Origin of the sequence: Paenibacillus antri (assembly GCF_005765165.1) — a bacterium.
Classification (GTDB): domain Bacteria; phylum Bacillota; class Bacilli; order Paenibacillales; family YIM-B00363; genus Paenibacillus_AE; species Paenibacillus_AE antri.
This window is the reverse complement of sequence record NZ_VCIW01000019.1, coordinates 110935-134308: the sequence shown is the minus strand read 5'-3', so window position 1 is coordinate 134308 and position 23374 is coordinate 110935. Positions and strand designations below refer to the sequence as shown.

Annotated in this window: 22 protein-coding genes; 19 read left to right on the top strand and 3 right to left on the bottom strand. The window is 60.9% G+C overall.

The features are described 5' to 3' along the window. The first annotated feature begins 61 nt into the window (after positions 1-61). The 9 genes from FE782_RS24125 (at position 62) to FE782_RS24085 (ending at position 8730) form a co-directional block, all read left to right on the top strand. The gene (locus FE782_RS24125) at positions 62-1501 is read left to right on the top strand and encodes a DHA2 family efflux MFS transporter permease subunit (RefSeq protein WP_138196910.1); all 1440 of its coding nucleotides are present in this window, start codon (positions 62-64) and stop codon (positions 1499-1501) included. Positions 1502-1646: 145 nt separating this feature from the next. Beyond that, on the top strand, positions 1647-2789 hold the full coding sequence (locus tag FE782_RS24120; protein ID WP_138196909.1) for a S1C family serine protease: 1143 nt from the start codon (positions 1647-1649) through the stop codon (positions 2787-2789). Next, entirely contained in the window at positions 2782-4686 is a 1905-nt protein-coding gene (locus FE782_RS24115; RefSeq protein ID WP_138196908.1) for a copper amine oxidase N-terminal domain-containing protein, read from the top strand. Before FE782_RS24120 ends, FE782_RS24115 begins: the two co-directional genes overlap by 8 nt. A 143-nt stretch (positions 4687-4829) precedes the next feature. Then, positions 4830-5399 carry an Ada metal-binding domain-containing protein gene (locus FE782_RS24110; protein ID WP_138196907.1) on the top strand — a complete coding sequence of 190 codons (570 nt, stop codon included), beginning with the start codon at positions 4830-4832 and terminating at the stop codon, positions 5397-5399. A 2-nt stretch (positions 5400-5401) separates the two neighbouring features. Then, positions 5402-5956: a methylated-DNA--[protein]-cysteine S-methyltransferase gene (locus FE782_RS24105; RefSeq protein WP_138196906.1), complete on the top strand. Its 555-nt coding sequence runs from the start codon at positions 5402-5404 to the stop codon at positions 5954-5956. 12 nt (positions 5957-5968) lie between these two features. Next, positions 5969-6520 carry an SAM-dependent methyltransferase gene (locus tag FE782_RS24100; protein ID WP_138196905.1) on the top strand — a complete coding sequence of 184 codons (552 nt, stop codon included), beginning with the start codon at positions 5969-5971 and terminating at the stop codon, positions 6518-6520. 61 nt (positions 6521-6581) lie between these two features. Beyond that, the gene (locus FE782_RS24095) at positions 6582-6824 is read left to right on the top strand and encodes a helix-turn-helix domain-containing protein (RefSeq protein WP_138196904.1); all 243 of its coding nucleotides are present in this window, start codon (positions 6582-6584) and stop codon (positions 6822-6824) included. A 2-nt stretch (positions 6825-6826) separates the two neighbouring features. After that, positions 6827-7342 (top strand): peptide deformylase, encoded by a 516-nt coding sequence (gene def, locus FE782_RS24090; protein ID WP_138196903.1) that lies wholly within the window; start codon positions 6827-6829, stop codon positions 7340-7342. Positions 7343-7440: 98 nt separating this feature from the next. Further along, positions 7441-8730, top strand: coding sequence for an MFS transporter (locus FE782_RS24085; protein ID WP_138196902.1), 1290 nt, complete (start codon positions 7441-7443; stop codon positions 8728-8730). Between the two features lie 48 nt (positions 8731-8778). Here FE782_RS24085 and FE782_RS24080 read toward each other — a convergent pair whose 3' ends face one another. Then, complete coding sequence (locus tag FE782_RS24080; RefSeq protein WP_138196901.1) at positions 8779-9456, bottom strand: HNH endonuclease; 678 nt, start codon at positions 9454-9456, stop codon at positions 8779-8781. 141 nt (positions 9457-9597) lie between these two features. Between FE782_RS24080 and FE782_RS24075 the strand changes: the two genes are divergently transcribed. The 4 genes from FE782_RS24075 (at position 9598) to FE782_RS24060 (ending at position 12667) form a co-directional block, all read left to right on the top strand. Next, the gene (locus FE782_RS24075) at positions 9598-10071 is read left to right on the top strand and encodes a DinB family protein (RefSeq protein ID WP_158299522.1); all 474 of its coding nucleotides are present in this window, start codon (positions 9598-9600) and stop codon (positions 10069-10071) included. An 88-nt stretch (positions 10072-10159) separates the two neighbouring features. Then, a complete protein-coding gene (locus tag FE782_RS24070; protein WP_138196899.1) occupies positions 10160-10636 on the top strand; it encodes a hypothetical protein in 477 nt (158 codons plus the stop codon). After that, positions 10633-11136, top strand: a complete 504-nt coding sequence (locus FE782_RS24065) for a hypothetical protein (protein ID WP_138196898.1) — start codon at positions 10633-10635, stop codon at positions 11134-11136. Before FE782_RS24070 ends, FE782_RS24065 begins: the two co-directional genes overlap by 4 nt. Before the next feature lie 85 nt (positions 11137-11221). Continuing rightward, complete coding sequence (locus FE782_RS24060; protein ID WP_138196897.1) at positions 11222-12667, top strand: HD-GYP domain-containing protein; 1446 nt, start codon at positions 11222-11224, stop codon at positions 12665-12667. 64 nt (positions 12668-12731) lie between these two features. On the opposite strand, the gene FE782_RS24055 is transcribed toward FE782_RS24060, so the two are convergent. Together FE782_RS24055 and FE782_RS32405 are read right to left on the bottom strand one after the other, a co-directional pair. Further along, positions 12732-13895, bottom strand: coding sequence for an iron-containing alcohol dehydrogenase (locus FE782_RS24055; protein WP_138196896.1), 1164 nt, complete (start codon positions 13893-13895; stop codon positions 12732-12734). Positions 13896-14035: 140 nt separating this feature from the next. Next, positions 14036-14191, bottom strand: coding sequence for a hypothetical protein (locus tag FE782_RS32405; protein ID WP_158299521.1), 156 nt, complete (start codon positions 14189-14191; stop codon positions 14036-14038). A gap of 143 nt (positions 14192-14334) precedes the next feature. On the opposite strand from FE782_RS32405, the gene FE782_RS24050 reads away from it, so the two are divergent. From FE782_RS24050 to FE782_RS24025, 6 genes are all read left to right on the top strand, one after another. Next, positions 14335-14535 carry a cold-shock protein gene (locus tag FE782_RS24050; RefSeq protein ID WP_138196895.1) on the top strand — a complete coding sequence of 67 codons (201 nt, stop codon included), beginning with the start codon at positions 14335-14337 and terminating at the stop codon, positions 14533-14535. Between the two features lie 198 nt (positions 14536-14733). Further along, positions 14734-17010 (top strand): putative bifunctional diguanylate cyclase/phosphodiesterase, encoded by a 2277-nt coding sequence (locus FE782_RS24045; protein ID WP_138196894.1) that lies wholly within the window; start codon positions 14734-14736, stop codon positions 17008-17010. Positions 17011-17102: 92 nt separating this feature from the next. Further along, a complete protein-coding gene (locus FE782_RS24040; RefSeq protein WP_138196952.1) occupies positions 17103-18047 on the top strand; it encodes a DMT family transporter in 945 nt (314 codons plus the stop codon). 111 nt (positions 18048-18158) lie between these two features. Beyond that, entirely contained in the window at positions 18159-18953 is a 795-nt protein-coding gene (pdaA, locus tag FE782_RS24035; RefSeq protein WP_138196893.1) for a delta-lactam-biosynthetic de-N-acetylase, read from the top strand. 138 nt (positions 18954-19091) lie between these two features. Further along, positions 19092-22232: an ATP-binding protein gene (locus tag FE782_RS24030; RefSeq protein ID WP_138196892.1), complete on the top strand. Its 3141-nt coding sequence runs from the start codon at positions 19092-19094 to the stop codon at positions 22230-22232. After that, a complete protein-coding gene (locus FE782_RS24025) occupies positions 22204-23346 on the top strand; it encodes a response regulator (RefSeq protein WP_138196891.1) in 1143 nt (380 codons plus the stop codon). Before FE782_RS24030 ends, FE782_RS24025 begins: the two co-directional genes overlap by 29 nt. The last annotated feature ends 28 nt before the right edge of the window (positions 23347-23374 follow it).

Genomic DNA, 23374 nt, shown 5'->3' with positions numbered 1-23374 from the left:
AGCGAGCCACCGAACAAAGAGCTCGTCAAATAAGATTTTCTAAGGGATAGGAAGTGGAATGATGGTAAAGCAATATAATACGAAGGCCATTATGGCGTCGCTGCTCATCTGCGGCTTCGTCGGCATGTTCAGCGAGACGGCATTGAACATCGCGATCAGCAACTTAATGGTCGTGTTCGACATCTCGGCCGCGACCGCGCAATGGCTGACGACGGGATTCCTGCTCACGCTCGGCATCTTAATGCCGATGACGGGGCTGCTGCTGCAATGGTTTACGACGAGACAGCTGTTCGTCGGTTCGCTGGCGAGCTCCATCGTCGGTACCTTGATCGCGGCGCTCGCGGTCAACTTCGAGATGCTGATGGTCGCGCGCGTGCTGCAGGCGGCCGGTATGGGTCTCCTGATTCCGCTCATGTTCAATACGATTCTGGTCGTGTATCCGCCGGAGAAGCGGGGCGCGGCGATGGGCTTCGTCGGCCTCGTCATTATGTTCGCGCCGGCGACCGGACCGACCGTCGCAGGACTCATGATCGAATATTTAACGTGGCATTACATCTTCTGGCTGTCGCTCCCGGTCTTGATCGTCGGGTTGCTCGTAGGGCTCAAGTATCTAGAAAATGTCACCGAAGTCACGAAGCCGCACATCGACATTCTGTCGGTCGTGCTGTCCACGGTCGGCTTCGGGGGCGTCGTCTTCGGCTTTAGCAAGGCCGGCGAAGGCTCGGAGGGATGGGGCCATCCGGTCGTCGTCGCTTCGATCGCTATCGGCCTCGCGGCGCTCGCCCTGTTCGTTCTGCGTCAAGTGACCATGCGCGAACCGATGATGAACATGCGCGTGTTCAAGTATCCGATGTTTATCGTCGGACTTCTGATGGTGCTTTCCTGCATGATGATCATCTTGTCGAGCATGATCATCCTGCCGATGTACTTGCAGAACGGCATGGCGCTGTCCGCGTTCGCCGCAGGGCTCATGCTGCTGCCGGGCAGCGCGCTGAACGGCTTCCTGTCGCCGTACATGGGCCGGCTGTTCGACAAGTACGGGCCGAAGTGGCTCGTCATCCCGGGCCTCGCCATCGTCGCGGCGGCGCTGTGGTTTTTCTCCGGCATTACGCCGGCGACGTCGATCGCGTTCATCGTCGCGCTGCATATCGGCCTGATGGTCGGCATCTCCATGGTGTGGATGCCGGCGCAGACGAACGGCCTGAATCAGCTGCCTCCGGAGCTGTACCCGCACGGTACGGCCGTCATGAACACGCTGCAGCAGGTGGCCGGCGCGATCGGCACCGCCGTCGCGATCAGCATTCTGACGCAGGGCATGGAACGCTACCTCGGGTCGTCGTCGGCGCCGACCGAAGTGGTCGAAGTGGCGAACGCGATGACGTTCGGCTCGCAGCATGTGTTCTTATTCGCGATGATCGTGACGCTGATCGGCCTCGCGATGGCGTTATTCATTCGTCGCGTTATCGTGAATCACGCGGCGCCGATGCATTCGATGCACTAATCCTAGAGAGAAAACAAGGGGCCACCGTGCCCCTTGTTTTTTTGTTCCAATTTTCTTGTATTCGCCAATGTTTCCATAATGTATAATGATTAGGGATTTTGAACTAGCACATAGGCTGCATAGCGATCGGAGAAGAGGAGCCCTTATGAAACCTTACGTATGGAAGGTGTCCGGTTGGGTTGCGGCCGTCGCCGTCACGGCGACGATCGCCGCGCAGGCGTCGGCTGCCGGCGCAGGCGGTCAAGGAACGCCGATCACCGCCAAGGAGATCAACGGCGAGGTGTATTTGAAGGCGAAAGAGGTACTGGAGCAGTTCGGAGGTAGCGGGATTTACAACCAGAAGGACGGAAAGTTCGTCTACGTGGAGGAGAAGAGCGTCTCGGCCGTCGTGGAGAAGGTTTCGCCTGCGGTCGTCGCGATCATCGGACGTCCGTCGGAAAGCGATCAACGGACGACGGTCAACCGGAACGACCTCATCCATGGCACCGGCTTCATCGTGAAAACGGACGGATGGATCCTGACGAACGCGCACGTGGTGAAGGACCTGAAGGAAATCACGGTCGTCACGGCTGCGGGGAAGACGTTCGCGGGCAAGCGGACGCATATCGACGAGGAGAGCGATTTGGCGCTCGTGAAGATCGAGGCGAAGCAGTTGCCCGTCGCAGCGTTCAGCAAGACGGATGCCGCGGTCGGCGAATCCGTCGTCGCGATCGGGACGCCGATCTCGTTCGCGTTGCGCAACTCGATCTCCGTCGGCGTCGTGAGCGGCGTACAACGGTCGCTGCATTCGAAATACATGCTGCTCCAGACGGACGCCGCCATTAATCCGGGAAACAGCGGCGGCCCGCTGGTCAATCTGAACGGCGAAGTCGTCGGCATCAATACGTTGAAGTTCGCGGCGGTCGGCGTCGAAAACTTAGGCTTTTCCATCCCGGCGGATACGGCGGAGTATGTCATGAAACACTTCTTCGCATATGGCAAGGTTAAGCGCCCTTCCTTGGGCGTCGAGCTGGAAGAAAGCTGGGCGGCCTTAATCGGACTTCCGACGACCGATCCGTTGAAGGTGAAATTCGTGAGCAAGGATTCGCCCGCGCAGAAGGCCGGCATTAAGGCGGGAGACGTCATCTACTCCATCAACGACGTCAACGTGAATACGTTAGTGGGTTATAACGAATTATTGAAAAATTACTTGCCGGGCGACAAAGCGAAGATCATGTTAATGTCGAACGGGGACTTGATTCGCAAGGAAGTTACTTTCGGAGAAGCAAAGGAGCTTGGCGATGAATAAAACGTTGAAAACAGCCTTGATCGGCGGTCTATTGTCCTCCGCGATCGCGCTCGGAACCGCGAGCGCCGCGACGGCGCCGGTCGAAGTCCAAGTCCAGATCGGCAACGAGAACGTCAAGATTAACGAACAGACGATCCAAGTCGCGAAGCCGTATTTGTCCAATAACGTTACGCTGGTGCCGTTGCGCGTCATTACGTCCGCCTTCGGCGCGGAGGTGAAGTGGGACGAGAAAACGAGCTCGATCGGCCTTGCCTACGAAGGACGAAACATTCAATTGACGATCGGAAGCAAGAACGTCTCGGTCGACGGCGAGAGCTCGACCTTGGAAGCGGCCCCGGAGCTGAGCTCGAATACGACAATGGTGCCGCTGCGCTTCATTACGCAGACGTTCGGCGCGGCCGTAAATTTCGACGCCGCGACGTCGACGATCACCATTCAGAAAGGTTCGAGCGAGGCGGGCGAAGATATCCAGTTGACCGACCAAGACGCCGACAGCACGCATATCGGGGACAGCTACTACGGGTGGTCGATCGAGTATTTGCCCGAAATCAGCCCATGGGACAACGAGTTTTCGACCAACTTTGTCCGGTTCGACCATCTGAAGGACGAATTTACGTTGTACGTGCACGTCTTCGAGGAGCAACCGGAGATGTCCGCCCAAGGGCTGATGAAGGAAGCCGCCGAGTATGCGGACGGTTCGATCTTGAGCCAAACCTACGTGAAGAACGGCGGATACGCCAAGGTCGTCAGTAAAGACCCCGATGGAACGGTTTCTGAAATTCGCGTCTACATGAAGGGCGATAAAGAGTATTTCGTAACGTTGAATACGAGCACGGAAAATTTTAACGATAAGCAAAAATGGGCCTCCTATGTAAGCTTCTTAGATACATTCTCTCTGTCGTTCGATGGCGGGAACCCGGCGTATAAGGATATCTCCAACGTAAAGGACGGGTATCGGAGCATCGAAGCGAGCGAGTACGGCTTGGCGTTCAAGGTGCCTGTCGATTGGTTCCAATCGGAAACGGCATTCCATAAATTAGATCAATACTTGAACGAGGATTTTGACCAATACTTCCAAAACCAGGTGACCTCTAGGGAGCCTGGGGACACCCCCGAGGCATGGGCGGGCCGGATCGAGAAGCAGTACAAGGACCAGTACGTCTCCCAATATTTGAAGATAGGGGCGCTCCAGCCGATCGAAATCGACGGAATCAAAGGCGTAGCGCGGACGGACTTGTTCGGGAACGGGAGCAGTTGGCACGAGGAATACGAAATCTTCCTTATGGAAGGCGACTACAAGTATTATTTCTCCATCGGCTACCCGGAGGAGTTGCCGGCCAAGGAGAAGGAAGAACTTCGCAGCAACATCGTGAAGTCCATCGAAATCGATCCATCCGCGATGAGTCCGAACCTCGGCGAACTGTATGACAGCTGGGATAATACGGATTATGAACATCGCGTACTCGTCAACAATAGCAAGGCGAAGTATTCGATTAAGATTCCTGAATATTGGATGCAGGGATCCGATCACGATGGGGGAGACTCGTTCTCTTACATATTGGACGGCGCGGACTTCACGGTGTTTTCTCAGTTGGGAACGACGTTAAGCCGATCCGATTTAATCAATGCCATGGACGCCGCGGTTGCGAAGCAGAGTCAGGACGATCCGAACTACAGGCTGATCGGAAAGTCGAGCGTTTCTCTGTTCGGATCGACGCCGGCTACCAAATTTGAATTGAGTTACAAGAGCAACGGCTACAAAATTCTAGAAACAGCCTACATCTTCGAAAAAAACGGCAGGACGTACATGATCGGGTATCGGGTAAACGAAGCGAATGCGACGGAGTCTACGCTCCGCCGCATCCAAGAGACGATCGATTCCATCGAGTTTAAGTAAGTCGCTGCAGCCCTTGGGGACCTTCCCCGGGGGCTGCTTGCCTTCTGGCGGCCGACCCGCTTTCGTAATGTTGCGCTCCTATGCGAGAGGGCTATGAGCGGGCGAGCGTCTGGCTTATACTGCTGATATGAGGTGAAAAGCGCATGGAGCGAGAGCTGTTCGAGCGCATCTACGCGACGGTCGCGCGGCGGGAGTCGACGTACGACGGCGTATACTATACAGGCGTGAGGACGACGAAGATCGTCTGCCGGCCGTCCTGCCGGGCGAAGACGCCGAAGCCCGAGAACGTGACGTTCTATCCGTCGCTGGAGGCGGCGCTCGCCGCGGGCTTTCGGCCGTGCAAGCGATGCAAGCCGGACGAGAACGGCGTTCTGTCGCCGGACGCCGCGATGGCCGCCCAAGCGGACGCCATCCTGGCCGGGCGCTACGCGGATAAGGTCACGCTGTCGGCGCTTGCCGACGAGCTTGCGGTAAGCCCGTACCATCTGCAACGGACGTATAAGCGAGTGAGGGGCGTCTCCCCGGCGGAGACGGTGGAACGGCTGCGGCGCGAAGAAGCCGAGCGTCGGCTGGCGCGGTCCGACGACAGCGTCGCCGACATCGCGGCGTCGATCGGATTCGGGACGGCGTCGCACTTCACCGTCTGGTTCGCGCGCGGCGCGGGGATGACGCCGACGGCGTACCGGAACGAACGAAGAACGAGGAGCGAGTGACGATGGAAGCGGGAACGGTTTACCACTATACGCTGCCGGATGCGGAAGCGACTTGGACGCTGCTCGGGAGCGAGCGCGGCGTATGCGGATTGTTATATAACGAAGACCAATTGGGCGAGGCGCGGGCATGGCTGGAGAAGATGAGGCCGGGAGCGCAGCTTCGCGCCGATCGTGGCCCCTTCGAGGCGTTCGGCGCGGCGGATCGGCTGCGCCGGTATTTCGCGGGCGAGCGCGTCGGGTTCGAGGACATCCCGATGGATCTGATGGGCACGCCGTTCCAACGGGAAGTATGGGCGGCGCTCGCGAACATTCCGTACGGCGAGGTGTGGACGTACGGCCGGCTGGCGGAGGAAATCGGCCGCCCGACGGCGACGCGCGCGGTCGGGGCGGCGAACGGACGGAATCCGCTGCCGGTCATCCTGCCCTGTCATCGTGTCGTAGGGGCGAACGGCACGCTGACCGGCTACCGCGGCGGGTTGGCGGTCAAGAAGAGGCTGCTTGCGCTGGAAGGCATCGATCACGTCGAGGACCGCGGCCACGAGCGGTTCCGATTTTAAGCGAGGGCCAAGATGAGCTACGCGATCGCGGCGATCGCGCTGGCCGCCGCGCTCTCGATCGTGATCGCGAGCTGGAAGAACGGCATCTCGCCGATGCCCGCGTCCGCGCCGGTTCGGCGAGCCGTCGCCGAGGAGGTCGCGCGGCTCGGCCCGACCGGCCGAATCGCGGAGGCGGGCGCGGGATGGGGCACGCTGGCGCTGGCGATCGCAAGGCGCAATCCGGGCCGGACGATCGTCGGCGTCGAAAACTCGCCGGTCCCGTGGCTCGCGTCGAAGCTGCTTGCCGTCCTGTCCGGCGTCGGCGAGCGGGTTACGTTCCGGCGGGGCGACCTATACGATTTCCCCTACGACGAGGTCGACCTCGTCGTCTGCTATTTGTACCCCGGGGCGATGTCGCGCCTCGACGGCGTATGGAAGCGGGGGCTGCGCCCCGGGGCGCGCGTCGTCAGCGTAGGCTTCGCGATACCCGAACGGAGGCCGGAGCGGGTCGTCGTCTGTCGAGACGTCTATGCGACGAAGGTGTATGTTTATCGCTATGGGATAGACATCGAGGTGGCCGAGTGATAAATTAGGTGATAGCTAATAAAATAAGGCGATACCTAATTTTCGCGAGGGAGAGATGACGATGTTGGAATGGATGCTCCGGCAAGTCATGGCGCAGCGAGGCATCTGGTCGGGGGCCGAGCTGGCCCGCGTATTGGAGGAGCGAGCCGGCTACCGGCTGTCCGCGCCATCGGTCAGCGCGCTGCTGAACGGGCAGCCGAAGCAGATGAAGGCCGATACGTTGGATGCTCTATGCACGGCGCTCGACTGCACGCCGAGCGAACTATGGGTGCATACGCCGCCCCGTCGCTCCAAGGGGGCATAGTCATGGTCGTACGAACGATACTGCCGTTCGGAGACCCGGCGTTGCGCGCGAAGGCGAAGCCGGTCGGGGAGATTACCCCAAGAATTCTGAAGACGCTCGAAGACCTGGCCGACACGTTGTACGCGGACGAAGGCCGGGCAGGCCTCGCCGCTCCGCAGATCGGCATCCATCGGCGGCTCGCCGTGCTCGATATGGGGGAAGGGCTGATCGACCCGCGGATCGCGGAGCGGCGAGGCTCGCAGATCGGATTCGAAGCTTGCCTGTCGTTCCCCGGATTTTTCGGTCAGGTGGAGCGGGCGAGCTACGTACGGGTCGAGAGCTTGGATCGGCAAGGTCGACGCGTAACGTTGGAGGCCGAGGGGGACGTTGCCCGCTGCATGCAGCACGAGATCGATCATCTGGACGGCGTCCTGTTCGTGGATCATGTCCGGGATCGGTGGTTGATCCACGAGAAGACGAAGCAGAAGCTCGACGTGCTGGACGTCGTGCGGAGAACGTATGCGAAGGACGGACGGTGAGCGGCGACGCTCGCCGTCTTTTTCGATAGAAGGAAGAAAGAGAGCGGCCGGCGAATATACAGGAAAAGGAAGCGATAAGCGAACGGGGGCGGCAGGGCATGTTCGGGAAGGGCAAAAATTCTCCGGCGATGTATGCGCTGGGCATGTTGGCGATGATGATTCCAAGCCAGGCGTTCTCTTCGTTCTACAGCTATTATTACGTGGAGAAGCTGGGGCTGGGCCTCGGGCTGGCGACGCTGGCTCGCACGATCTTCCTCGTCTGGGACGCGGCGAATCAGCCGTTGTTCGGGTATTGGTCGGATCGAACCGACACGAAATACGGCCGTAGGCGGCCATGGATCGTAGGCGCGATTCCGCTGTTCATGCTGTCGTTCATTCTGGTGTTCAGCGTGCCGGAGGGGCTGCAGGGGTACGGCTTGTTCGCGTGGTTCTTGATCGCGCTGGTGTTCTACGAAGCGGTCGCCACGGTGCTCTGGGTGAACTACGGAGCGCTGTTCCCGGAGCTGTTCCGCGGCAACGCGCAACGCGCGAAAGCGTCCGCCGTGCAGCAAGGCTTTCAGATCGTCGCGCTGCTGATCGGCACGGCCGCCACGCCGCTGTTGTTCGCCGCGATCGGCTTCAACGGCATGTCGATCGTCTATGCGCTCGTCTTCGCGGTCTTGATGCTGCTGTTCGCGGGCTCCGTGCGCGAGGACGAGGAAGCGCGTCGGACGCCGCCGCTTCCGTTCAAGGAAGCGTTCCGGGAGACGCTGAAGAACGGCGCGTTCTGGACGTTCAACGTCGCGAACTCCTTCGCGCAGACGGTGAACGGCTTGCTGAGCTCGATGATCCCGTTCTACGCCAAGTACGTGTTGAAAATCCCGGAGGCGCAAGTCACGATCCTGCTCGCCGCGATGTTCGTCTCCGTCATTCCGCTCGTCGGGGTCTGGTATCGGCTCATCCGCAAGATGGATCCGGTGAAGGGCTGGAGGCTGAGCTTGATCGCCTACGGGCTGTCCGTCATCCCGCTGTGGTTCGGCAACTCTCTCGCTACCGGTATCGCGGCGGGCATTCTCGTCGGGTTCGGGCTCGCCGGATTTTTCGTGACGCCGCCGATCGTCTCCGGCATGATCATCGATCGGGACTACGAGAAGACAGGACGTCGCCGCGAAGGAATCTACACGGCCGTAAGCGGCTTCATCACGCGTTCCAGCGGCCTGATCTCCGCCTTGGCGTTCCTCGTGGTCGGCATTCTCTTCGGCTACGAGAGCGGCGACAATCCGGGGCCGAATCCGGAGGCGACGTTCCGGACCTTGATCAGCGTCGTGCCGCTCGGACTGATCGCGATCTCGGTCGCCGTGTCGTTCTTCGTCAAACTCGATAAGGGGGAGCCGGCGAAAGAGAGGTAAGGGAAACGAAAAAGAGACACCTGAGGAAAACCTCCGAGGCGTCTCTTCTTATTCGCCGCGCCTTCGCTCGATGAAGACCTGGAGATCCGTATCCGCCTTGCTCTGGTTGCATAGATTGCAGGCGCACACGCAGTTGACCGGCGTCGTATGTCCGCCCTTGGCCCGAGGGAGCAGATGGTCGATCGTGTCGCCGGGCTCTCCGCAGAAAAAGCAGGTGTACCTGTCCCGGTCCAAGATGTAACGCCGGAACGCCTTATTGCTGTAGATGCGGCGGATCGTATGCCGGTTGACGACGACGGCGGCGTGCTCCTTGACGAGCGTGACCGCCGTCTCGAGATCGGTCTCTTGGTACCAACGCCGGCCCTTGTCCGTCTTGCCGCGCATGCCGACGAGCCCTTGACGGTTGACGCGGAGCACCGAGACGTCCGGCCCCTCGGGCCGCGGCGTCGGCGCGGGCAGCGGCGGGCGCCGCCAAGCGGGTTTCTTCGGCTGCGGCGAAGCGGGATCCGCCGGAGGCGGGGGGGCCGCGTGCGCGTGTGAAAGCGCTGGCTGCGGCTCCGGTGCGGGCAAGAGCTTCGTCTTGCGCTCGATCCGGCACGCGCGGCAAGGTCCCCGCCTAGCGTTCTTGCCGGCGCGTCGGCCCGTGCGTCGCAGGAAGTCGGCGGCGGGCTTCGACGTTTGGCAATAGGCGCATATTTTGAATCGCTGTTCCGGCGCGTCGGCCATGGTTCGCCGCCTCCTTTGTCGTCGATCGAATTTCGGATAAATCCTATTATAACGCAAATCGGAGGACAACCGTAACGGAAGGATAAGGGTTATGGTATACTGTTCTCCAAATTCATCCAATCCTTTAAGGAGTGCATGCCCATGTCCGCGTATTTGTTCGAGCAATTGGCGTTCGTTCGAGGTCAGACCGTGAAGGCGCTGCAGGACGTATCGGAGGCGCAGGCGGCTGCGGTTCCGGCCGGATTCCGGAATTCGGTGTTATGGCAGGCCGGGCATATTTACTTTGTGCAGGAGCGCTTCGCGTTCTCGGCGCAAGGGAGGGAAGCCGAAATTCCCGAAGGGTTCGCCGCATGGTTCGCCCCGGGCTCGTCGCCCGCAACGTGGGCCGATCGTCCGCCCGCGCTGGCCGAGTTGACGGAGATGCTTCGCGACCAAACGAAACGGATCGTCGACACGTGGGACGGCCGGCTGCATGAAGGCGCGCCGAAGCCCTATACGACGTCGACGGGCATCACGCTTACGGCCACGGATGCGTTCCTGAATTTTACATTGTACCACGAAGGCATGCATTTCCAAGCGATTAAGATGTATAAGGGGTTGCTGGCGAAGGCATAACTGCGGAAAATCCGTTTAGCGACGCGCGTTATGGGCATATTTGCATATAGAATATGTTTGTGACTCCGTTACGAAGGGCGGGGATGGCGTGGCCGTCGTCGCGTTGCTCGCGGTATCGATTCTTGCTTTCTTGTCGTTCGTCGTGAAGACGAAGCGTCTGCCGGCGCTGGCGCTCGTGCTATGCTGGATGGTCGCGGTGTTCGTGAAGGACGCGATGTTCAACGTGGCGTTCCTCAACCTGAAGCTCGTGGATGTGCCGCCCACGCTTCAAGCGCTCTACCTGCGCATGCTGAACCTATATTTCCTCACCCCGCTTATCGTCGTATGGGCGATCGACGCGGTGGCCGACCGCGTTCGGCCGCTCCGGGAGGCGTCCGCCGCGGCGCTCGCCGTGACGGCTCTGCTCGGGGTCGATTTCGCTATGGTTGCCTTAGGCGCGTGGAAGCCTGCCGACGGCTGGCCGAGCTGGCTGTCGCTCGCGGAAGCGGTATTCGTCTATGCGGCCGCGCGGGCGCTCACGGGGAGCTTCCGAAGATTGCTGCGGAAGGAGGGCATCGTCCGGTGATCAAGCCGTTCAGCGATTTCGATCAGAACGAATGGTTTCTGTTGATCAGCCTCGCGATCGCGTACACGACCGTATTCCGTCTGCCGAGGTTGTTCCCAAAGTCGATCGCGCTCTTGATCGGGCTATTCAGCATCAGCCTGGCCAAGGGCGCCGACCATACGTTGGGCGTAGCCCCATTGGATTATTATGACACGAACGAAATACCGGTGTTCGACGTGTCCGATTTCGCGACATGGTTCCTGTACCCGGCGGCCGGTTATCTGTACATATACTTCTACCATAGGCTGAGAATCGCGGGGCCGGCGATACCGGTCTACGTGCTGGTCGGCTCGGCCCTGGGCGTGTGTTTCGAGCTGCTCAGCGTGAAGTTCCAGGTGTTCACTTACAAGGAGTGGAATCCCGGGTATTCCTTCATCGTGTATTTACTGGCGCAGAGCGCGACGATCTTGTTTTTCACGCTGACGAAGCATTGGTTTTTCAAGGGGAGAATCAGCCGATAAGAGTTTTCAATTCTCGTTTCGTGTTCTATTATTAAGGGAATAAGTCATATTACCCAGGCCAAACACGAAACGGAGTAGGTATTTCATGAGGTACCGCAGTATGATCGGGCCGATCGCCGTGATGTTGGCATCGTACGGAGCATTCGCAGGGTTGCGAGGAACGCCGTTCGACCTGTCGCTTAGCGCCCCGACCGGCCACTTCTACGTCGTCAGCGTCGTTTCGCTGCTGGCCGCGGGCATCGCGTTCGCCGTCGGAATCGCGGGCGCTCGGCTGCGGAATACGAAGGTGACGTTCTTGTCGCTGGCGTTCTTATCGCTGTCCGTCATCTTTTCCGTTCATGGCTTGTCCACTCCGCACTTCCTGATTCATCCTTCGCAGCTGCCCAGCATCAGCAGCCCGCTCAGCTTGATCTTCGCGACGTTCTGGCTGTTCATGTCCTCGTTGTCGGCGGATCACCCGTGGGTGCAATATTTCTCCCGCAGGCAAGCATCGCTGCTGCCGTCGTGGACGGTCGGCTTGATCGGCGTAGGAACGTTGTTGATGCTCCGGCCGGAGCTCGTGGCGTTCATTCCGCTGACCGCCGAGCCCGTGAACTGGAGCGTGGCGAGCGCGACGATCTTGCTCCTAGGAACCGTTATGTATCGGTATTATCGTTCTTATTTATATTCCCGGTTTCCGCTGCAGCTCGCGATCGTATACAGCTCGGCGCTCATCGTCGTCAGTCAATTGATCATGGTGCAGGGAGAGCTCTGGCGCGCCAGCTGGTGGTTATATCACTTCCTCCTGCTCGCCTCGATGATTTCGATGCTCGTCGGGCTCGCGAAGCAGTACGGCGGCAGCGGCTCCTTAACGAGCGCGTTCCGTGCGCTTTATACGACCGACTCGGTCGAACGCGTGACGAGCGCCATCTCGCCGAGCATCAAGGCGTTCATGATCGCCACGGAGAAGAAGGATCCATATACGGCCGGCCATAATTTGCGGGTGACCTTGTATGCGCTTAAGTTAGGCGAGGAGATGGGACTTCGCCCGGATCGGCAGCGCGCTTTGGCGCAGGGGACGGTCATCCACGACGTCGGGAAGATCGAGGTGCCCGACGCCGTTCTGAACAAACCCGGACGGCTGACGGACGAGGAACGCGCCGTCATCGAGCTGCATCCCGTCAAGGGCTATGAGATGTGCAGGGAGCTCGGCTTCATGAAGGACGAGCTGGAGATCATCCGTTGGCATCACGAACGATGGGACGGCCGCGGGTATCCGGATCGGCTGGCGGGCGAGCGCATTCCGCTGTTGGCGCGCATCGTGGCGGTCGCGGACGTGTACGACGCGTTGACGTCGCACCGGGCGTACCGAAAGGCGATGACGCACGAGGCGGCCATGGCCATTCTCGCGGAGCAGCGGGGCAGCCACTTCGACCCGTCTTGCGTCGACGCTTGGACGCGGCTATGCGAACGGGAGCGGGCGTCGTTCCCGATCCCGTCGGAAGGCGAGCGGGAGACGGCGGCGGCGTTGTCGGGCTTGTCGCCGGCGTAAGCGACACATAACGAAGGGCCGCGAATCGCACCGAAGAGGTGCGGACCGCGGCCCGTTTTCCGTCTTATAACGACTTCCGGTAGATCGCTAGCACGTCTTCGCGCTGCAGCTTCTTGAACTGGCCGAACGGTCCGTTCGCCATCGCCTTGTCGGCCATGACCTCCAGCTGCTCTTCGCCGATGCCGTAATCCGCGAGACGGTTCGGCGCGCCGATGGACGTCCAGAACGCCCGCAGGGCGCGAATGCCTTCCAACGCGGTCTGGCGGTCGCTCCGCCCCGACGGCTCGACCCCGAAGACGTTGACGGCCATCCGCTTGAACCGGCCGACGTTCTCGTCCAGCACGTGCTCCATCCAATGCGGGAACAAAATCGCGAGGCCGCCGCCGTGCGGAATGTCGTATACGGCGCTCACCGCATGCTCGATATTGTGCGTGGCCCAGTCGCCCTGCACGCCCATCGACAGCGTTCCGTTCAGCGCCATCGTGCCGCTGTAGAGAATCGTCTCCCGATGCTCGTACGAGGCCAAGTCCGCAAGAAGCTTCGGGGCCGTCTCGATGACCGTGCGCAAAATCGTCTCCGCGAAGCCTTCTTGGACGGGCGCGTTCGTCGTGTGGCTGACGTATTGCTCGAACACGTGCGACATGATGTCCACCATGCCGTAGACGGTCTGGTCCCGAGGCACCGTGAACGTGAAGCTCGGGTCGAGGATCGAAAACTTCGGGAACGTATGCGGGCTGCCCCAGCCGACCTTCTCCTTCGTCTCCCAGTTCGTAATGACGGAACCCGAGTTCATCTCCGAACCGGTCGCGGCTAACGTAAGAACCGTACCGAACGGCAGCGCTTCGGAGGCCGCCGCCTTCCGCGTAATGACGTCCCAGACGTCGAAGTCGACCTTGGCGCCGACCGCGATCGCCTTCACGCAGTCGATGACGCTGCCGCCCCCGACGGCGAGAATGAAATCGATGCGCTCCTTCTTACAGATCTCTACGCCTCTATGTACAGTCGACAGCCTCGGATTCGGCTCGACGCCCGCAAGCTCGCTGACGGCGGCGCCGGCGGCCGACAGCTCCTGCATCACTTGATCGTACAATCCGTTCTTCTTGATGCTGCCGCCGCCGTAGACGAGCAGCACCTTCGCGCCGTACGCCGGCGCGAGCTTCCGGAGCGTCTCCAGCATGCCGCGGCCGAAATACAGCTGCGTGGGATTGTGGTACCTGAACGGGATCATGGAATCTTGGCTCCTCTCCATCGCGGATACGCGCGAAAAAGCGAATCGGCGTTCCATCTTTCAGTGTAGCGAAAACGCGCCCCCGCGACCAATTCGCAGCCGCTATAGGCGGCGACGGCCGGGGAGCGCTCGCGGCGGAGCTACTTGTTGTTCAAATTGCGCAGCACCTGCGGCATCGGGGCAGCCGGCTCCGCATTCGAGCCGGCTCGCTTGCGCTTCTTCGAAGAAGCCTCCGTCGCCGGTCCGGGGTTTCCGGACGTAAACCGGGCGGCGTCCATGCCGTCCATAATGTTCAAGGCCAGCCCCTCCTTCGGCGAAATCCGCCTTTCGTAGTATGCCACATAGTCGCCGCGTTCAAAAAGTTTCGAAAGGGAGGATGAAACGCTGAATTGTTGGATATAGTAACAACGGTAGACTTTATTGTGGAGGTACACAAAGCATGCAGACAGGTACAGTGAAATGGTTTAACGCAGAAAAAGGGTATGGCTTCATCGAGGTTGAAGGGGGAGACGACGTCTTCGTACACTTCAGCGCCATTCAGGGCGAAGGCTTCAAGACGTTGGACGAAGGTCAACGCGTGGAATTCAACGTGGTTCAAGGCAACCGCGGTCCGCAAGCGGAGAACGTCGTAAAATTGTAAAAAGCCGCCGAACCCTCAAACCGCCTCCGACATCGCGTCGGTGGCGGTTTTTAATGTTTTGTAAAGCAAGAATCGCGCGTTTGTAATGTGAGGTTCATGGGATAGACAGCGGTTACAAAGCAGACCTATAATCGAACCAAATCATGGGTCGAATTCGGCCGAATCGGATCGAATTCAGTCGTCGAAGGGGGCGTCCCTTTGTCTTGGTATCGGAATCGAACCCGTTGGATGGCGGTTTTCGCCGGATATATCGCGGTACTACATATAGGGGCGACGTTGGAGCTCGCGACGCCGCTCGTCTGGCTGTCGCTGCAATGCGTCATCCCGGCCTTCGCCTGGCTGCTGCTGCGACACGTCGCACGTCGAAGCGAGGGCAGCTATCGGACGTTCTGGCATCTGATTTCGACCGGGTGTCTGTTTTATTTTCTGGCCTTGCTCGTCTGGAGTTACTACGAAGGATTCGCCCGCATCGATCCGCCCGTTCCGAGCCTCGCGGACGCGTTATGGAACGCCCAGACCGTCCTGTTCATCGCGGCGATCTGTTATTTGATGGCGAAGGAGCGAAGCGTCTATCAAGGCGTGAAGGTCGCGATCGACGCGTTCATTATTTTGATCGTCGTCGCCGCCGTCATGTGGGAATATTTCATGGAGCCCAACCTCGGCATGATGCTGTCGGAACGGGATTGGGCCGCTATCTCTTCCGTAGCCGTCTATCCGGTCTCGGACCTGGTCATCGTCTTCTGCCTGCTCTTCATCGGATATGCGTATCGGGGGCTGTTCGCTCCGAGGGTGCAAGGCTTTCTCACGGCGGGGCTGCTGCTCTTCGTGTGCGGCGACGTCTTCTTCATGGCGGGCTTCGCGGGCGGCGCCGACACCGACGGATGGGCGGACGTCAGCTATGCGGCCGCGATGTTCGCTTTGGCTTCCGCGGGGATGTACGCCTTGGGCGGCCGGCCGGGCGGCGTGTCGGAACGGCATCGTTCCGGTTGGGGGGAGAATCTTAGATACCTGCTCCCGTACGGCGTCGCCGCCGTTCTTCTCGTACTGCCGATTACGCAACCCGGGGAGGAACGAATCGAATCGCTCGTCGCGAACGGCGTGATCGTAAGCTTGATTATGCTGCGGCAGGCGTTCGTCATGATGGAAAATCGGGCGCTGCTGCGGGGAACGAGTCGCTTGCTCCGAGAGACCGACTACTTGGCGAATCACGATACGTTGACCGGCCTCCCGAACCGCATGCATTTCGAGAAAGCGCTGGCCGAAGCGCTGGAGACGGCGCCGTCGTCGCGCATCGCGGTGCTGTTTTTCGATCTCGACCGCTTCAAGTATATTAACGACAGCTACGGACACGACGTCGGGGACGCGCTCCTCAGGCAAGTCGCGGACCGGATGAAGGTCGAGGCGGAGGGAAAGCATATCGTCTCCCGCCGGGGGGGCGACGAATTCACGGTGCTGCTGCAAGGCATGCGTTCCGACGCCGAGATCGGCGAATGGACGGAGCGGTTCTTGCGTTGTCTTGCTAAGCCGATCGAGTGGAGTACCCACGAGCTGCTGACGGGCGCGAGCGCGGGCATCGCGGTGTACCCGCAGGACGCTCGCTTGCCGGCGGGGCTTCTGAAGAAGGCCGACGCGGCCATGTACAAGGCCAAGGCGCATGGAGGCGGAAGGTACTGCTTCTTCACCGAGGAGCTGGATCGCAGCTTCGCGCGGACCGCCGCGCTGGAGCATTCGCTCCGCAGGGCGCTGGACCGGGGGGAGTTCGTGCTGCATTATCAGCCGATGTACGAGACGGTCAGCGGACGGATGATCGGGGCGGAGGCGCTTCTCCGATGGCAGCGGAAGAACGGAGCGCTCGTCTCTCCGGCGGAATTCATCCCGCTCGCGGAGGAGACGGGGCTCATCGTCGGCATCGGCGAATGGGCGATTCGCGAAGCGTGCCGCTTCGCGAAGCTTTGGCTGGACGCGTGCTCGGAGCCGTTCGAGATTTCAGTGAACGTATCGCCGGTTCAATTCCGGCAGCCGGATTTCGCGAAGCGGACGATGGACGTCTTACGCGAGACGGGCGTGCCTCCGGAAGCTCTCGTTCTGGAAATTACGGAGAGCTTGACGCGGGACGACGAAGCGATCCGCAAGCTCGAATTTTTCAAAAGGCAGGGCATCCATATTTCGTTGGACGACTTCGGCACCGGGTATTCGTCGCTGAGCGACCTGCATCATCTCCCCGTCGACGCGCTGAAGATCGCGCAGAACTTCACGAAGGATATGTTGAGCAACGAGAAGCAATGCCGCATCGTGAAGGCGATCGTCGCGCTCGCCAAGAGCCTGGATCTAGTGATCGTCGCCGAAGGGGTAGAGACGGAGGAACAGTTCTTGTTCATGCATCGATTAGGCTGCGACATTATCCAGGGGTACTACTTTTCCAAGCCGATGCCGGAGGAAGAGCTGTTGGCGAAATCGGGCCGATCCGCGTCTTGAGGCATTGACCGGCGACCCGCGGTGTTGTACCCTTGGAAAGCGTCATCGACGCTATCGAAGGAGAAGGGGTACGGCTCGGCCGGGGAATCGTTTTGAATACGAAGAAATTTTTCACAAATCCGTACGGCGTCGCCGTTTCGGCGGTCGTATGCACGGCGTTATGGGGGAGCGCCTTCCCCGTCATTAAGCGAAGCTACGAGGCGCTTGACATTCGCTCCGACGAAACGGCGGAGCTGCTCTGGTTCGCGGGACTGCGATTTCTGCTGGCGGCGATCCTGATCCTGATCTTCGCCTCGTTGATGAGAAGCAAGGTAGGGCTGCGGCGAAGCGCGCTGCCGTCGCTGCTGAAGATCGGCGTCTTCCAGACGTTCCTGCAATACGTGTTGTTTTACATCGGCCTCAGCTTGTCCACGGGCATGCAGGGTGCGGTCATCTCGGGGACGACCTCGTTCTTCCAGATGCTCTTCGCGCACTTCCTGTACGCGGACGACAAGCTGAACGTCCGCAAGGCGGCCGGGCTGCTCGTCGGCTTCGCGGGCGTCGTCGCCGTGAACTTGACGCAAGGGGCGTTCGAGCTGCGTTTCGGCGCCGGCGAGCTCTGCTTGCTGCTCGCCATGGCGGCCGCCGGCCTCGGCAACTTGTTCGCTCGAGACGGCTCGGCCTCGATGCCCGTGGCGTATCTCACCGGCTATCAGATGCTCTTCGGGGCGATCGGCCTGCTGGCGGCGGGAGCGACGACGGCAGGCGGCTGGCCGCGATTCGACTTCACGCTCGCGTCGGCGGGGATGCTGGCGTACTTGGCCTTCCTGTCGGCGGCGGGCTTCGTCTTGTGGAACACGATCATGAAGTACAATCGCGTGGGGAACGTCTCGATGTACTTGTTCCTCATTCCGGTGTTCGGCGTACTTCTATCCGCCTTGCTGCTCGGCGAGGCGCTCCACAGGTACATCTTGCTCGGGCTCGTCCTCGTGGCGGCCGGCATCGTGGTCGTCAATCGGAAGAAGGAAGCGCCGAATACGGAAGAAGCGGTCGGATAAGGGGAAACCCTCGTCCGGCCGTTTTTTTGTTGAATGCGCGAGCCGCGAATGGGAGGCGAAATTCCGAGGGATAGTACCTATGATGGAAACCTATCGAGGAGGAGGATCGCCATGATCAGACTTCGAATCGGCGCCGCCCTGCTGCTGCTGCTGTCGCTGCTGACGGCCGCAAGCCCCGCCGCGGGCGCGGCGGCGGCGGGGACGGATACGCCGTTTCACTTCGGGTTCAAGAAGAGCAAGAACGGAGAGCCCGCATCGATCGCGCAGGAGCCGTTCCTGCCGCTCGTCGAGAAGCACGGCGCGCTCTTCAAGGGCGACGGCACGCGCAAGACGTTGTATCTGACGTTCGACAACGGGTACGAGAACGGGTTTACGGCGAAAATCCTGGACGTGCTGAAGGAAAAGAAGGTGCCGGCCATCTTCTTCGTCACGGGTCAATATATTAAGGAGCAGCCGGAGCTGCTGCGCCGGATGGCGGACGAGGGGCACCTGATCGGCAACCACTCGTGGAGCCACCCGGATCTGACGACCGTATCCGACGCGGAGCTCGAGCGGGAGCTGGAGCGGGTGAAGGCGGGCGTCGCCGCCGTCACGAAGCAGAAGGACATGCTGTTTCTGCGGCCGCCGCGCGGCATCTTCAGCGACCGGACGCTCGCGGCGAGCAAGAAGCTCGGCTACGTCAACGTGTTCTGGTCGGTCGCGTACGTCGATTGGGATACGAAGCGGCAGAAGGGCGCCGATTACGCGTTCCGCCAAGTGACCGCTCAGCTGCATCCCGGCGCGATCCTGCTGCTGCATTCCGTCTCGAAGGACAACGCGGACGCGATGGCCCGCATCATCGACTACGCCAGAGCGCAAGGATATGAATTCGAAAGTTTGCATTCGCTGCTTCTGCCGACGCCGTAACCGCGCGGTCGCGGCGGTGCGCCGCAGCCCCCCGTTCGCGGGGGGCTGCTTTTTCGCGCGTAACGGTAGTGGGGACTACGCTTTCCTGCTAGAATGAAATCAATAGGTTCAATATAACGGGAAAAAGCGGGTCGTCCGATGAGTCGTAAGAAAATCTGGATTTTGGCGGCTTTTGCAGTGCTCATGTTCTTCCGGGGATACGCTCTCTTCGTCGCGGAAGCCCCTTCGCCTCAAGCGGCCGGGGGCACCCTGGATTTGCGGGACTGGAATCTCGCGGAGGACGGCACCGTCCGATTGGAGGGGGAGTGGCTGTTCTACCCGTCCGCTTACGTCGATCCTTCGACGGAGGATCCGTCGGGCGTCGAGCCGGTCCCCCTGCAGGTGCCGGGCAAGTGGGACGACGCCTTATCGGAAGACGGAGAGACGACGTTCGGATACGGGACGTATCGGCTGCGGGTGCTGCTCTCCGACGAGGATCGGGACCGGCTCGCGTTGGCGTTGCGTTCGTCCAACGTGCGGACGGCGCACTGGCTGTACGTCTCCGGCGAGCCCGTCGGCGGAAGCGGAACGCCCGGCGTCGACCGGGCGTCGACGTCTCCGCAAAATACGCCGTACGTCGCCGAGACGGCGGTACGAGGCGATACGCTGACGCTGACCGTCCATACGGCCAACTTCCATTACGGCAATCAGGGCGGCGTCTTCGATACGTTCCAGCTCGGCACCGTGCACAACGTCGTGCGCGAGGAACAGGCCGAGAAGATGGTAGAGACGATTCTCGGCGCACTGTTTCTCACTCTTGGGCTGCTGTTCATCGCGGTCTATGCGCTTCGGCGGCAAAACCCGGAGCTGTTCTGGTTCGGGTGCTTCTTCCTCGCGTATTTGGCGTTCGGGGCGACCCACGGGGAGAAGCTGTTGTTCGTCTGGTGGCCGACGCTGAGCTACGAGTGGCAGAGCAAGCTCCAGATGTTATCCTCCCTCTCGATTTATTTTACGATTCTCTGGTTCGTACGGTTTATGTTCCCCCAGTATGCGTCTCTTTGGGTGGTCCGTCTGTCGACGGTCGTCACGGCGCTGCTGACGGTCTTCTGTCTCTTGAGCGAAGTGTTCGTATACTCGTCCTACGATTACTTGCTTATGGGCTTCGAGGGGCTCTTGTCGTTGTACTTGATGGCGTGGCTGCTCGCCGGCGTGTTGACCCGCAAGACCGAATCGGTGTATGCGCTGCTCGGAGCGCTCTGTCTGTTCTATGAGCATCTGTTCGTCGGGCTGACGTTCCTCGGTCTCCAGCCTTCCAACCTCTTCTTTCCGATCGAGATGCTGGCCTTCGTCTTTTCGATGGGCGTGCTGCTCGCGAAGCGGTTCTTCGACAATCTGAAGAAGGTCGAACAAGCTTCCATGCAGCTGGTGCAGGCCGACCGGATGAAGAGCGAGTTTCTGGCGACGACGTCCCACGAGCTGCGCACGCCGCTGCACGGGATGATCAACATGGCGCAGCTTTCGTTGGACGAGGGCGGGCTCGACGCGGCGAAGGCGGAACGGCTTCGATTAATCGTGTCGACGGGCCGCAACCTGTCTCATCTGTTGGAGGATATTCTCGACTTGTCCCGGCTGAACGAGGGCACGATGCACATCAACTTGAAGGCGGTCGATCTGCGAACGGCCGCGGAAGGCGTGTGGGAGCTGCTGCCGTACGTGTCCGAGGATCGAACCGTCCGCTTCGAGAACCGGGTGCCGAGCGACCTGCCGAGGGTGCTGGCGGACGATCAGCGGGTGATGCAAATTTTGTTCAATTTACTTAACAACGCCATGAAACACGCCGACGCGAAGACGATCGCGGTCGAAGCCGAGACGGTCGGCTCGTTCGTCGAGATCTCGGTGACGGACGACGGGAAGGGGATCCCGCCGGATCAGCTCGATGCGATCTTCGACGAGTTCCGGCAAGGGTATGCGGAAGGCGAGGCCGCGCCGAAGGGAGCGGGTCTCGGCCTCGCCATCACGCGGAAGCTGGTCGAGCTGCAGCGGGGATCGATCTCCGTCGAGTCGAATCCGGGCCGGCATACGGCGTTCCGGTTCACGCTCCCTCTGGCGCCCGCGTCGGTGCTTGCCGAGACGGCCGCCGCCGCGGCGAAGCTGGAGGAACGGAGCAAGGCCTCCCTGCAGGACGCGTCCGGTTGGAAGAATCGATCCGAGACGGAGGATCGGCCGAGGGCGATGGAGAAGTCGTACCGCAAGGAAGTGAGGGACGCGCCGCGCATCCTGCTCGTCGAGGACGACCCGGTCAGCCTGAAGGTCGTGTACGAGCTGTTGACGAACGAGCGATACAGCGTCGACGCGGTGTCGGACGGCTCGCAGGCGATGCGGGCGCTGACGGGCGCGCCGCGATGGGACGCCGTCATTCTCGACGTCTCGCTGCCCGGCAAGACGGGGTACGAGCTGTGCCGGTTCATCCGGAGCCGGTTCTCGTTCCATGAGCTGCCGGTCTTGTTCTTGACGGCCCGAAGCCAGCCCGCGGATCTGATGGCCGGCTTCGACGCCGGCGCGAACGATTACGTGCTGAAGCCGGTCGATTCCGCCGAGCTGAAGGCGCGCGTGCGGACGCTGCTGCAGCTGAAGCAGTCCGTCAGGGAGAAGCTGCATATGGAGATGGCGCTCATTCAAGCGCAGATCAAGCCGCATTTCCTGTTTAACGCGCTCAACACGATCGCCAGTCTGAGCGAGACGGATCCCGACCGGATGCGGGAGGTGCTGACGGACTTCGGCTTGTATTTGAAGAACAGCTTCGATCTTCGCAATCTGAACGACGTCGTTCCGTTCGCGATGGAGTGGACGCTCGTCGAATCGTACTTATCCGTGGAGCGGGCGCGCTTCGGAGAGCGGATGCGCATCGTCGCGAACGTGCCGGAGTACGCCGCGTTCGAATTGCCGCCGCTGTCGATTCAGCCGATCGTCGAGAACGCGCTGCGGCACGGCATCCTGAAGCGGCCCGGCGGCGGCGAGGTGCGGATCGACGTCGAGCCGCGGATGGATCGAATCGTCGTCGCCGTCTCGGACAACGGGATCGGCTTCGCGGAAGGAACGGCCGAGCGCATCTTGTCGGGACGGCACGAGGGCGGCATCGGACTGACGAACATTCATCGGCGCTTGCTGCACGTATACGGCCAAGGGCTGACGATCGAGTCCTCGCCGGACCGAGGATCGACCGTTCGCTTCGAAATTCCGATCGGAACGAAGGAGGTGCCGACCGAAATCGATGAACATGAGAGCGATCATTCTGGATGACGAACCGCTGTCGCTCGCCGGCATGGAACGTATGCTTCGGCGTCAAGGGGTCGACGTGCTCGGCGCGTTCTCGGATCCGCGCGAGGCGCTGCTTCAAGCGGAGTCGCTCGCGGCCGACGTCGCCTTCGTCGATATCGAGATGCCGGGGATGAACGGGATCGTCGCGGCGGAGCGGCTGCTCGCGCGGCTTCCCGACGTGCAGATCGTGTTCGTGACGGCATACGATCAATACGCCGTGAACGCCTTCGAGCTGAACGCGACGGACTACTTGCTGAAGCCGGTGCAGACGAAGCGGCTCGAGACGACGCTGGCGCGGCTCGCGTCGCGGATGCCCCGTCCGTCCGGCGCGGACGAGACGGAGGAGAAGCGGGCCGCCCCGGCGTTACGCTGCTTCCTTCGGCTCAGCGCCGGGGCGAGCGAAGGGGAGGAGCGGGCGCTGGAGATCCCTTGGCGCACGACGAAGGCGAAGGAGGTATTCTCGTACCTGCTTCATATGCGGGACCGGGCGGTATCCAAAGACGCCCTTCTCGATCTGATGTGGCCGGAGATGGATCTTCTCAAAGCCCAGACGCATCTGCATACGACCGTATATCAAATTCGCCAGACGGTGAAGGGGCTGTCGCTGCCGATCAAGCTGAGCTTCGTGGACGGCGGCTATCGGCTCGAACTGCACGGCGTCGCGGTGGACGTCGACCTGTGGGAGCGAAAGCTGGCGGACTTGGTCGACAAGGATCCGCTGCCGATCGAGGAGCTGCAGCGTTGGATGGCGTTGTATCGGGGCGATTATTTCGAGCAAGAAGGCTATCTATGGGCGGAGCAGGAGCGGGAACGGCTCCGGATGAAGTGGTTGGAGAGCGCGCTGCGCTTCGCCGGCGAGCTCGGCGGACGGTCGTGGAGCAGCGTCGCGTATTCGCTGCTGACGGACGTGATCGCCCGATTCCCGTCCGTGCAGGAGAGCTATTCGTTGTTGATGCGAATGTTTCATCGGCAGGGACAGGCGCAGGAGGTGCGGCGCACGTACGCGCAGATGCGGGAGGCGCTGCGGGAGGAGGCCGGCGAGGAACCGGAGGCCGGCATCGCGGCTTGGTACGAGGAGCATTACGGAAGGGCGTAACGAGGGAACGGGGAGCGCGGCATCGCGG